Consider the following 12511-nt stretch of genomic DNA (forward strand, 5'->3'; position numbering starts at 1 on the left):
CTCTCAAATTCGTTCAAGTGCATGTCTTGTGAAAAAAACACACAGTCTATATTTTATCGTAAAAAAAAGGATACATCCAGCGTATTCCTTAAGTTTCTCTTGGAAAAAACACACTTTGTGCTCTTTTTTGATAGCGCCCCTTCTCTTTCAACAAAAAGAGGCAGCCGAATGAGTGCGGCTACCCTCTGTTCATTCTTTATTATTCATCGTTTAAGTATAATCGGATCGTTGAGCCTTCTTTGACCTTTGTTCCGGCCGCAGGCGATTGCTTCACCACTTTGCTGCCAGATCCAGAAGCGTCGATCTTTAAATTAATCAGGAGTGATTCAAGATCAGAAACAGATCCTCCTACAAGATTCGGTACTTCAATGGTTTTTGTGTCCAGCCACTGATACTTCTTTTCGATTTGTCCCTTTCTTTTTTTCACACCCATTTCAGGCAGGCTGTCTCGCATAATATGGCCGACAATTGGTGCTGCCACTGTACCACCAAATTGGATGGTTCCTTTTGGGTTATCCACTGCAACGTACACAACGATGCTCGGGTCATCAGCAGGTGCAAACCCGATAAACGACACGATGTGGTTATTTTCCATGTACTTCCCGTCTTTTACTTTCTGTGCCGTTCCTGTTTTCCCGCCGACCCGGTATCCTTCAACGAAAGCATTCCGGCCAGTTCCTTGAGCCACTACACTTTCAAGAGCATATCTGATTTCTTTTGACGTCTCAGCTGAAATGACTTTCTTCTTGGCAATCGGTGATTGCTTTTTGACGACCTCTTTTGTAATCGGATCTATCCATTCTTTTGCAATATAAGGTGTGTAAAGCGTCCCGCCATTTACCGCAGCAGCTACTGCGGCCACTTGTTGGATCGGCGTAACGGATACACCTTGACCAAAGGCAGTTGTTGCCTGCTCTACAGGACCTACACGATCAAGCGGGAACAAAATTCCTCTTCCCTCCCCTTGAAGATCGATTCCTGTTTTTTGACCAAATCCGAAATCTTTAATATAAGAAAATAATTGATCTTTTCCAAGACGATCGCCTAGCTCGACGAAGCCTGGGTTACAGGAGTTTTGTACCACTTCTAAAAACGACTGTGACCCATGTCCTCCTTTTTTCCAGCATCTGAGCCTTGCGCCATCAACTGTCACAGAGCCACTGTCAAAAAAGTGGTCACGTTTTAAATTCACTTTGTTTTCTTCTAATGCTGCTGCCAGCGTAATGATTTTAAACGTTGATCCTGGTTCATATGTGCTCCACACCGGTAAATTTCGGTTAAACACTTTTGGATCCACAGATTGGTAGTCAGCTGGATCAAAATCAGGCCTGCTTGACATCCCCAGTACCTCACCATTTTTCGGGTTCATGGCAATGGCGATCATGCCATCTGGGTTATATTTTGCCTGCGCATTATCTAATTCTCGTTCAATAATGGTTTGCACTTTCGAATCGACCGTTAATTTCATATCAAGTCCATCTTTAGGCGGTGTATAATCATCTGCTTCATCTGGCATTTTCTGTCCCTTTGCATCGGAATAGAATTTCACAGATCCTTTTTCACCTTTTAAGTCATCATCATAGTAAGCTTCAAGTCCAAGCAATCCTTGATTATCAATTCCAGCAAAGCCCAAAACATGGGACAAGAAACTTCCAAAAGGGTAATGTCTGATGCTGTCTTCTGCCACATAGACCCCATCTAAATCAAGCTCTCTTACCTCTTTTGCCTTTTCATGAGATACTTTTCTGCCCTCTGGAGAAATTCGCTCTATTGATGTTTTCTTGGTGACGTGCTTGTACGCTTTCTCCTCCGACATATTCAGCACTGCTGCCAGCTTTTTGCTTGTTTCTGCTGGGTCTTTGATCTGCCGCGGTACAACTAAAATAGAGGGAGCACTTTTGTTCGTCGCCAGCTCTACACCATTTCGATCCAAAATATCTCCTCGTTCCGGCTCAAAAGGGAGATTACGGCTCCATGAATCTTTCGCTAAGCTTGTCAGCTTCTCACCCATAATAAATTGTACATATCCTAATCTAGTATCTATGATGAAAAAAATGATCACCCCAAACAGCAGCACGAAAAGCAATCGTTTTCTCACTGTTACACTTGACACTCGCACGCCCGGTTCACTCCTTACATATGGCTTGTTTTCATCATATGCAAGCCCGCCTTTTTGTAGAACGATCTCGTCCCATTTGCTGGAATAAAAGAAAACCTAGCAAATGATTTGCTAGGTTGTTCCGTTAATTTGGACTTTTAAATGTCACGGTGACGACTTGATCTGAAATCTCCGCTCCACTCTTGACGCTTTGTTTGACAGCATATCCTTGTCCGCTTGTTTCAATATGCACACCAGAAATGGACGCATATTGCAGTACTTCCCTTCTTGACCAGCCCGTCATATCAGGCATTTTAATGGTTTTTCCTGCTGTTTTCAAAAAGACTTTCTGGCTTTCAGAGAATTCAGAGCCTGCATTCGGCCACTGGCGTTTAATGGATAGACCATCACCGATGACAACAGGCGTTAAGTTTTTGTTTTTGGCTTCGGTTTCTGCCTGCTTCACTTCTAAATCTAGGAATGAAGGCATTGTTTCTTGTTTTACTTTTTGTTTGCTTGATTTTTTATCGTCTGTTTTTGTTGGTGCGATATTTAAATAGAGCAAACTATTTTTCATTACAGGGTTGAAGATTTCCGAAACAGGGGCAGAGCCTGTTTGCGTTTCAGATAGCTGAGGCTGCTGTACTGCCACATAAACAAGCAGCTTCGGATCATCTTTTGGTGCCATTCCCATAAACGAATAGACGTAATCATTTCGGCCTTTGAGGTAACCGCCGGCACCGCCAATTTGTCCTGTTCCTGTTTTTCCGGCGACGTCAAAGCCTTTGATTTGATATGGCTGACCTGTCCCAATTTTCGAAGAAACAACCTCACCTAAAATGTCACGAACTTGTTTGGCTGTCTGAGAGGAAATCGGTTTTCCTGCTACTGTTGGTTCGTGCTGTAAAATCGTTTTGTTTGTGTTCGGGTCTGTAATATGATCAATGACATATGGCTTCATCATCGTTCCGCCGTTTGCAATCGCTGTCGCCGCTTCAATTTGCTGAATTGGTGTAATCGCAGACGCTTGACCATAAGCCGTCGATGCTTTGTCATATTCGTATCTAAAATTGATTTTACTAGACGCTTCGTTCGGCAAGTCTATTCCCGTTTTGTCATAGAAATGGAATTTTTGCAAGTATTGTTCGTACCTCGTGAAGCCAAGCTTCTCCTTTGCCAGTTTCGCAAAGGCAACGTTTGAAGAACGAAGAACACCTTCATGAAAATCAATTTTCCCCCAGCCATTTCCGTTGTTATGGTCTCTTACAAGACCGCCGCCTACTTTATAAGTTCCCGATTGATACTTTTCACTGCCTTGATATACTCCTTCCTCAATCGCAGCAGCAAGTGTAAAGATTTTCATCGTTGAACCTGGTTCAAATGCATATGAAATGACATCATTGTTATAATTCGTAATGTCCAGTTCATTTAAATTAAAGCTTGGGCGCTGTCCCATCGCGAGAACTTTTCCTGTTTTCGGATCAACGACTGTCGCAATGATTTTCTTCGGCTTATATTTTTTAGCGACCTGCGTCATACTTTCTTCAAGAAATGCCTGAATTTTTTGATCGATGGTCAGCGTGACGTTTTTCCCGTCTTTCGGGGCGACAATGTCTTCTTTGCTATTCGGAAGCGCCCATCCGCTTCTGTCACTGTTATACGTCACATAGCCGTCTTTTTCTTTCAAATATTTATTCAGAGCCTTTTCAAGACCCATCACACCTGACATGTCCTTGGTTGCTTCATCTAATCTGGCATATCCGATTAAGTTCGAAGCAAACATGCCGTTTGGATAATAGCGCTTCGTGTCCTTTTCAAATGCGATTCCAGGAAGCTTTAGCTTTTCAATTTTTTCCTTTGTTGAAAAGCTAATATCCTTTCCGGCTTTACCAAACTCGACTTGGAACGCGCCCTTTGTATTCAAGCGCTTTAAAATTTCACTTTCGCTCATATCAATGACTTTTGACAGCTCTTTTGCTGTCTTTTCTTTGTCAACGACATGCATCGGATGCTTGAGATCGACTGTCATTTTCTTGCTCAGGATTGCAATGAGCTTATAAACAGATGTGTCCTCTGCAATCACATTTCCATTTCGATCTAAAATGGACCCTCTTTTGGCTTCAAGTGTTTTCTTCGATTGATATTGTTCATTTGCTTTTGCGGCTAACACTTGTCCATCAACTGTTCCAGTAACCTGAATATAAATAAAACGTGCAAGGATGATAAAGAAAAACAGGGCGAAGCAAATACTCGCAATTGCCGCGCCTCTGTTCATCATTTTATTCTTTTTAGGCATCGCCATGTTAATCGACCTTCTTCACATCTTTCGATATACTTAAGCCTGCTTTTTTAGCGGCTTCAATGATTCTTTCTGGTTCACTTAGTAAATCTTTTTGCTTTTGCAGCTCAGTGATTTTTTTCGATTCTAGAGACACTTGCTGTTCTAATTTCTGTACTTCGATATTTGCTTGATAGACAGCAAAGGCTTTAGAAATGATGAGGATGGAGCTGCACATAAGAGCCATGACAAACATGACAAGTAAGATTTTTTCACCAAGTGTAATAGAACTTCTTCTTCTAATGACAACCGATTGGCCTTGCCGCTCTGTTTGATGTTGCTTTATCTCTCTTTGATAAGCCAAATTACTCATAAGAAACCTCCTTTTTATCATCATCTATGGTGTCATTTACTTTTTTTCTGCAATTCGGAGCTTCGCTGAACGGGCACGGTTGTTATGTTCCAGCTCTTGTTCTGATGCAACGATTGGTTTTCTCGTGATCAGCTTCAGTTTTGGTTCAAGTCCTTCTGGAATCACTGGTAGTCCGTGCGGTAGTTCTGGAAGAGAAGACATCTCTTTAAATGTACTTTTACAAATCCGGTCTTCAAGTGAATGGAATGTAATAACAGAAATTCTCCCCTTCGGATTGAGTAACTCTATTGCTTGTTCTAGTGCTTCTTCAAATACTTTCAATTCGTCATTTACGGCAATTCGGATCGCTTGAAACACCCTTTTCGCTGGATGTCCGCCAGTTCGCCTTGCAGGTGCGGGAATTCCTTCTTTGATAATGTCGACAAGCTCACCCGTTGTTTCAATTGGCGCTTTTTTTCTGGCTTCTTCAATTTTGCGTGCGATTTGCTTGCTGAATTTTTCTTCCCCATATTTGTAGAAAATCCGAACTAGATCTTCAAATGGCCATTCATTCACCACTTGTTTTGCCGACAAAGCAGCGGTTTGATCCATTCGCATGTCAAGAGGTGCATCATGGTGATAACTAAAGCCTCTTTCTGGTGTGTCGAGCTGAGGAGATGAAACCCCAAGATCAAAAATCACACCGTCTACGCTTGTAATGCCTTGTTCATTCAGACGTTCTTTTAAATATCGGAAGTTGCTTTTTATAAAAAGAATGTTCGCTTTTGCATCCGCGAGCTTCTTTCGTGCATGATCCAGTGCAGCATCGTCTTGGTCAAATCCAATTAATGTACCTTTTTCTGATAATTGAGATAGTAAATATGAGCTATGACCTGCGCCGCCTAGCGTGCAGTCCACATATGTACCGTCTTCTTTGACGTTTAAACCGTCTACTGTTTCTTTTAATAATACTGTCTCATGTTGAAACATGATGTTATGGTCCCACCTTTTTCAAATAGAAATGAATGTGTAGAAAGCTTGCTGCACAAGGGATTATTATATATCAAATCCAATCATGTTTTCAGCAATTTCAGCAAAAGAATCTTCTTGCTCTTCTGTATATTGTTCCCAGATCGACTTACTCCACAACTCAATTCGATTTGAAACGCCGATGACCACACATTCTTTTTCGAGTTTTGCATATTGGAGTAGGTTAGAAGCGATGTTAATGCGCCCCTGCTTGTCCAGCTCACATTCGACTGCGCCAGAAAAGAAAAACCGGGTAAACGCACGTGCATCTTTTTTCGTCAGCGGTAGTGCTTTGAGTTTCTCTTCAATTTGTTTCCACTCACTCATAGGGTAGCCAAATAAACATTGATCAAGCCCTCTCGTGAGCACAAACTGTTCTCCGAGACCGTCTCTAAATTTAGCAGGGATGATCATGCGCCCTTTTGTATCAATCGTATGTTGGTATTCACCCATGAACATGATAATCAGGCCCCACTTTCTCACCCTTACTCTCCACTATCCACCACTTCTCTCCACAAAACCTATTTTACACTGTTTCTACATAAAAAAAAACCCTGAACTAGTCAGGGTTCATTAAAACTTTATTTCAAAGTTTGACAATTTGCTGCTTGTTTTGAAATGAAAATGGCATATTTTTGAACTTTTTGAAGAATTCCGGACCATATTTGTTTAAAAAGTACATGATATTCCAAATTCTTTCTTGTGGTGCATTAAGTGGTTTTAAACTATTTTCAATCCGTTCAAAGTCGCGAAGGATGTATCCTTCCTTCTCTTCCACACGCTTCGCCACCTTTTGATAAACAAACTGAAGCTGGTCTTCAATAAATTTGGCATTTTTATCTAGCAACTGTTCAAAGCTCGGTTCAATCTTTAGTGCTTCTTGTCTGATTGCCTCATGAACATTCGCTAATTCACGTTTGGCGTGATCAACCGATTGAACAAAGCTGTCTGGAAGACTTTGCTGAAAGTGTGCATCCTTCTTTTCTTTCACACCATTTGTCAGCACTTCTTCTACCGACAATTCTCTTACCGGCAGCTTCTTGTCAATGTGCCTTTCGAGAATGGTGACGTGCAGCCTCGGAAGAACAGGTGCCATTTTGATGTCAAAGTGCTCAAAGATTCCTTTCAGCTCACCCCAATAGTTCACTTCACCATGTCCAGCCATAAAAGCAAGGGTTGGAAGAAGGGTTTCCTGCATCAATGGACGTGTCACCACATTATTGCTGAACCGTTCTGGGTGCTCCTCCACTTCCTGCAAAAGCTCATCTTTTGTCCAAGTAAGGCCCACTTCAGGTACAGAAAACTGGTGCTGCTCTTTTTCAATTAGGAAACGCTCCTCATCGTATTCGTAAAACAGGTTGGCCTGGTGGTCACCCGCTTCAATAATCGGCTGATACCCAGCTTGCTTCATAGCAGCCTGCTTTTCATTTAACCGCGTTGTGATCGCATCACTTGACTCAATTATTTGTTTGAATAACGTACGCTCAAGCGGTTTGACGCCGAAGTCTCCTGAATTCAATAACAGCAGCCCGTCTTCTTCAAACAGGTCACAAATAATCCATTCAAAGAAATCCGTAAATGTGTCTGATTTGCGTAAACATCGAAGAAGTTGATCAAGCAAATCGTTTGTGTAAGCAGATTCCTCATAGGTTGAAAATACATCTCGAAGCCACTTCTCTGTTTTCTCTTGATGGAGAGATGTTCTTTTCGCAGCCGATTTTTTGACGTTATGTAAAGGCAGCTTTTGTTTGACTGGACCTTTTTCGCCAGACGTGTACACAAAATTAATTTCATCGACATCATGATCTTCACCAGCGACCCAAAAGACCGGAATCACAGGAACACCAAGCTCTGATTCTTTTTCTTTTGCAAACTGAATAATGGATATCATCTTATGTATGGTATAAAGCGGACCTGTTAATAGGCCTGCCTGCTGCCCTCCAACCACCATGACACTCCGTTCATCACGGATCTTCTCAATGTTCTGACGCATCGCTGCCGATTCAAACTTCGCGTGATATGCGCTCATATAATCAGCTAAAGCCTCGCGCGGGAAGCTCCTTTCCATGAGATCGTCGTATCTTTTTTTCCATGTGTGCTCAGAATGTATATCATAATCAAAAAAAGCAGTCATCTCTTTTTTTTCTTCTATATAATCACGTATGAATAAATTCTGACTTCGGATGGAAAGTTCAGTCAATTGCATGTTTAGAACTTCCTTTCTACAATAAATAGTTAGTTTACCGAAAAAAGTATAGCATGTAAATGAGCTCACTCAAAAGATTTTGTTTGCTTTTTTTCCAATACTTCCAAGCTTCTATTGAAGAAAGTGAGATATGGCGCCGCCATCTCTTGAGCTTGAGCATTTTTTAAAAGATAGCCAACGATCGCTTCTCGTTCGGTTTGGCGGCCTTTGACGATATCTTGAAGCATCGACGATTGATTGCCGGCCGTTTGATGACAAATAGACATCACATGAGCCCAGAGCCGCTCTTTTTCAGACAAGCCTAGAATGGAAACCGCTTCTTCAAATGCGCATTTCATCATGTGTTCATATGAAGGGTTGGACATAAGCTCCCCGTTTTTCACATGTAATAAAGCCGTCAGCGGATTAATGCAAACATTGACAAGCAGTTTTTCCTCCAGCACCTTTTTCCATTCATCCGTATAGATCATCTGAAAATGAGCAGCTGTCTTCTTCAGCTCATCACTCATCTCTGCTATATCCTCATGAAGAAATGCCCCCCACTTTATGACACCAATGCCTGTATGGTTCACTGCGTGATCTGACACCTTCATCGCACCGTGCTCTACCACACCAATATATAACGGATGTGACGTGTTCCATTTCTTTAAATCCATTAGGTGGGCCATTCCGTTCTGCAAAAATAAGATCTTTTGGCGAGGCAGTGCCGATAGTTCATCCAGCACACCTTGCAACTGATGATATTTCACCGTCACAATGAGTAAATCAAACAGTCCTTTTACCCCTGTCTGTGCATCAACAACTGTCTTACATGTTTCTCGTCCCGTCATTCGTTCAATGCCTAATGCTCGAATTTCTTCTGCCTGTTCTTTTCTTCTTGTAAAGAGAGTGATCTCATGATGCTGTGATAAATAACTGGCACAAAGCAGACCAATCGCACCGCCGCCAATGATTCCAATTTTCAACTGCCGCACTTCCCTTTTCTATTTACTTCATCATATCAGCTATTTTACCAGTTTCGTGTCTCGATGCAAAAAACCGGTGACGCGCCATGATTGAATTTTTTTAATTTAAAAACTATAATAATAAGTGTAAAAACTTTTTAGGCGGATGGGATGAAAACGCCTTCAATGACATCACTGTCGACATTATGTGTGTAAGGGGGAAGATCGTATGACACAAGTGAAACGCCTTCTAATTAACTACAAAACGTTAGAGGAATTTAAACAATTTAAGGAATATGGCATACAAGAACTTTCAATGCTTGAAGACCTTGAAAGTAATATGATTGAAAATGACAGCAATTCTCCATTTTACGGAATTTACTTTGGAGATAAGCTTGTGGCACGTATGAGCCTCTATCAAGTGGATGGCTCGACGAATACGTATTTTGACCATAATCATGATTATTTAGAGCTGTGGAAGCTAGAAGTGCTGCCAGGGTATCAGCGCAAAGGGTACGGAGAAGCACTTGTTGAGTTCGCAAAATCTTTCGGACTTCCGATTCGAACGAATCCACGTGTCAAATCTGCTGGCTTTTGGGAAAAAATGGGCTTTGAAGCAGTGAAATATGATATGGAACGCGATAAAGGGGAAAATCCACTCATTTGGGAACCCGCACATATCCGAAAGAATACAGGTGAATCCGCTTAATGATTGATGACAAAACGCCCCTCCTTTTATCTATGAGGGGCGTTTTTCTATTTGGCGTAGTCTTTTAAGCTGATATTCTGTTTGACTCTTTCAACAATTCCTATGAGTGCCCTGTAATCTTCCTCTGTCATTTTCAATTGCCGCTTCAATTGTTCATTTTCTTCGGTGAGCGACTTTAATTGATGTTGTGCCTCCTTAAGTTCTTCGCGTAAATAAGCGGGACCCGCCGGTTCTTTCTCAAGCTGCTCTAAAAACTGAATCACCTCTCGAAGCGTCAATTCAGTCTGATCAGAAGAAGCTTTCTCCTCTATCGTGATCGCATGCTGCGGTATGCCTGAGGAATGAATTCCAATCTTTTTACGCAGTTCTTTGCGCTGCTTTTTCGCAAGCTCAATGCCTGCCTGATACTGCTTTCTGACGTAAGAGTTCCACCTGAATCCACACGCTGCCGCTGTTCTTGACAATGCTTTCCCAACCTCTTCAAATGCGGAAAGCTGGGTCCCGCCATCTCGGATATGCCTTAAGACAACTTCTGCTAAAAGCAAATCTTCATCTTGTGTCCATGCGTCCTGTCTTGTAATCGTCAATTGATCATCCCCCCTGAATCTGAATACCATATCATATGCGCTTACTAGAGTAGGTAGACTATTTGCAGGAGAGAAAAGCTAAAAAATAGACAAAATAAAAAAAACGCAAGGGAAGATTCCCTCACGCTTTTTTTATGAATTAGTTGCTTTTTACGTCTTTGCCTTTGTATGTTCCGCAAGATTTGCAGACACGATGAGAAATTTTCATTTCACCGCATTCTGGGCAAGCTACCATACCAGGTACTTGTAGTTTGAAATGCGTACGACGCAATCTTTTTTTCATTTTAGAAGTTCTTCTAAAAGGTACAGCCATTATTCCCACCTCCTTAAAGAGTTAAGATTCATTATTTTCTTCTAAGAGCTTCTTCAAGCCTTCCAGACGAGGATCAATTCGGTTTTGATGTGCATCTTCCGAAATGACCGCCCAGTCATTCCCTTCCTGTGGCGCAGCACCTTTTGCGTCTGTTTGGTCGCAAAAGATTTGCATCGGCACTTCCAGAAGGATTTCTTCCTTGACTATAGGCGTTAAGTCAATGATATCGTCCTCAACAACGGACACATCTTCATCTTCTATATCGTCTGTCTTATGAAGTACAAATAGTTCTTTTGTTGAAATCGCAAATGGATAATTTACATCAACAAGCGTTCTTGAACAAGGCAATGTCATTTCACCTGTGATGGTTAAATCAAATGCGACTTGCTTTGATTCGATCACTCCAGTCCCTTTCACCTCTACTGGTGAAATGCGACGTATATCTGAATGAAGGCTAGTAAGTTCATTTAAGTCAACCGTCTCATGAAAATCGAAGCTGTTTTTAGCTTTTTGATGTAACTGATAAACTGTCCATTTCAATTGTATCACCTCTAAGAGCAACAAACATGATTATAGCTTTCATCATGCTATTTGTCAATATTTTTTCTTTACAGTCCTTCATGACGTCAAAGGGCTGTTTGACATCAGTTCTCGGAATGCCTAAACTGAAAAAAATGGTCTTCATTTTTCCCTTATGCTACTGTAGCACAGACCATTTAACCATAGCAAGAAAGGCGGAACATCTATTGAAAGCAGTGGGAGTCGTTGTCGAGTACAATCCATTTCATTATGGGCATGCCTATCATGTGAATCAGGCGAAAAAACAAACCTCCTCAGATGTTGCCATTGCCGTCATGAGCGGTTCTTTCCTCCAGCGCGGGGAGCCTGCCATCGTCTCAAAATGGGCACGCACAAAAATGGCACTGCAAAACGGCGTAGACATTGTGTGTGAGCTTCCATACATATATGCCGTACAAAAGGCAGAAACCTTCGCCAATGGCGCTGTGTCCATCCTTGATGCATTAAAATGCCATTCTCTTTTTTTCGGCAGTGAGGATGGAGAGATCAACGCATTTGAGCGCACAGCACACGCTTGGTATGAAAAAAAGGCAGAGATTGATCTTTTAACAAAAGAAAAGGTGAAAGAAGGTCTTAGTTATCCGGCAGCAGCAGCCGGTGCGTTTCAAGAAGCCATTGATTCATGTCTCTTACTGGATTTGTCTAAACCAAATAATATTCTAGGCTTTCATTATGTAAAAGCCATCTTAGAGAGATCCCCTCACATGCAGCCTTACACCTCTCAAAGAATTGCATCTGATTACCATGATGAAGAGCTGCCTGAAAACCAGAAAATCGCAAGCGCAACAAGTATTCGAAAAGCCTTAAAAGAACAAGGTTCATTTGAAGCGGTCATGCCTTATCTCCCGAACCCTACTTTAAAGCAATTACACGACTATCATGCTTCATACGGTCTTTTACATACGCAAGAAGCCTATTTTCGTTTCTTAAAACATGTCTTTTATACAATGGATACGAGTGAACTAGAGGACATCTATGAAATTGAAGAAGGCATTGAGCACCGCATGCAAAAGGCGATCACACATGCGTCCTCCTATGAGGAATATCTATCACTTGTGAAAACAAAACGATATACGTGGACTAGGTTACAGCGGATGAATACACATCTGTTAATGAACGTGAAGAAAAAGACGATGCATCAGCTGCTGGAGGAGAAAAAAGCGCCTTATATTCGTTTACTCGGTATGTCAAAGAAAGGGCAGCAATATTTGTCTCTTGTGAAAAAAGAGTTGGACGTACCGCTTGTGAGTAAATTGTCTTCTTTTTCACATCCCGCACTTCATCTTGATATTCGTGCTTCCCGCGTCTTCAGCCTTCCCATCAGTGAACCAATGCAAACGGAATTAGCGGCAGCAGAGTTTAAAACATCACCCATTCGATATGACGAAGAAAGCGGTCTGTTTCAATCTCGATAGA

The 12511-nt window shown here is 41.7% G+C and carries 12 protein-coding genes; 2 read left to right on the top strand and 10 right to left on the bottom strand.

What is annotated here, in order from left to right; translation table 11 throughout:
- Positions 1-199: 199 nt before the first annotated feature.
- The 7 genes from GPA07_RS12255 to GPA07_RS12285 all read right to left on the bottom strand — a co-directional run bounded on the left by GPA07_RS12255 (position 200) and on the right by GPA07_RS12285 (position 8928).
- Positions 200-2119: a stage V sporulation protein D gene (locus GPA07_RS12255; RefSeq protein ID WP_008354685.1), complete on the bottom strand. Its 1920-nt coding sequence runs from the start codon at positions 2117-2119 to the stop codon at positions 200-202.
- Between the two features lie 124 nt (positions 2120-2243).
- Positions 2244-4394, bottom strand: coding sequence for a penicillin-binding protein (locus tag GPA07_RS12260; protein ID WP_232532164.1), 2151 nt, complete (start codon positions 4392-4394; stop codon positions 2244-2246).
- A 7-nt stretch (positions 4395-4401) separates the two neighbouring features.
- A complete protein-coding gene (gene ftsL, locus GPA07_RS12265; protein WP_157292596.1) occupies positions 4402-4749 on the bottom strand; it encodes a cell division protein FtsL in 348 nt (115 codons plus the stop codon).
- Positions 4750-4785: 36 nt separating this feature from the next.
- On the bottom strand, positions 4786-5718 hold the full coding sequence (gene rsmH, locus GPA07_RS12270) for a 16S rRNA (cytosine(1402)-N(4))-methyltransferase RsmH (RefSeq protein WP_071167658.1): 933 nt from the start codon (positions 5716-5718) through the stop codon (positions 4786-4788).
- 66 nt (positions 5719-5784) lie between these two features.
- A complete protein-coding gene (mraZ, locus tag GPA07_RS12275) occupies positions 5785-6216 on the bottom strand; it encodes a division/cell wall cluster transcriptional repressor MraZ (RefSeq protein ID WP_008354691.1) in 432 nt (143 codons plus the stop codon).
- Between the two features lie 127 nt (positions 6217-6343).
- Positions 6344-7963, bottom strand: a complete 1620-nt coding sequence (gene bshC, locus GPA07_RS12280; RefSeq protein ID WP_157292597.1) for a bacillithiol biosynthesis cysteine-adding enzyme BshC — start codon at positions 7961-7963, stop codon at positions 6344-6346.
- 65 nt (positions 7964-8028) lie between these two features.
- Positions 8029-8928: a 2-dehydropantoate 2-reductase gene (locus GPA07_RS12285; protein WP_157292599.1), complete on the bottom strand. Its 900-nt coding sequence runs from the start codon at positions 8926-8928 to the stop codon at positions 8029-8031.
- A 208-nt stretch (positions 8929-9136) separates the two neighbouring features.
- Between GPA07_RS12285 and GPA07_RS12290 the strand changes: the two genes are divergently transcribed.
- Positions 9137-9616, top strand: coding sequence for an N-acetyltransferase (locus GPA07_RS12290; RefSeq protein WP_008354696.1), 480 nt, complete (start codon positions 9137-9139; stop codon positions 9614-9616).
- Between the two features lie 47 nt (positions 9617-9663).
- Here GPA07_RS12290 and gerR read toward each other — a convergent pair whose 3' ends face one another.
- The 3 genes from gerR to GPA07_RS12305 form a co-directional block, all read right to left on the bottom strand.
- On the bottom strand, positions 9664-10203 hold the full coding sequence (gene gerR / locus GPA07_RS12295) for a sporulation-specific transcriptional regulator GerR (protein WP_008354698.1): 540 nt from the start codon (positions 10201-10203) through the stop codon (positions 9664-9666).
- A 139-nt stretch (positions 10204-10342) separates the two neighbouring features.
- Entirely contained in the window at positions 10343-10516 is a 174-nt protein-coding gene (gene rpmF, locus GPA07_RS12300; RefSeq protein WP_008354700.1) for a 50S ribosomal protein L32, read from the bottom strand.
- 21 nt (positions 10517-10537) lie between these two features.
- Positions 10538-11056, bottom strand: coding sequence for a YceD family protein (locus GPA07_RS12305; RefSeq protein WP_157292600.1), 519 nt, complete (start codon positions 11054-11056; stop codon positions 10538-10540).
- A 206-nt stretch (positions 11057-11262) separates the two neighbouring features.
- Here GPA07_RS12305 and GPA07_RS12310 point away from each other — a divergent pair, with 206 nt between their 5' ends.
- On the top strand, positions 11263-12510 hold the full coding sequence (locus GPA07_RS12310) for a nucleotidyltransferase (RefSeq protein WP_442859320.1): 1248 nt from the start codon (positions 11263-11265) through the stop codon (positions 12508-12510).
- Position 12511 lies beyond the last annotated feature (1 nt).

The organism is Bacillus sp. ms-22, from assembly GCF_009759805.1.
Classification (GTDB): domain Bacteria; phylum Bacillota; class Bacilli; order Bacillales; family Bacillaceae; genus Bacillus; species Bacillus xiamenensis.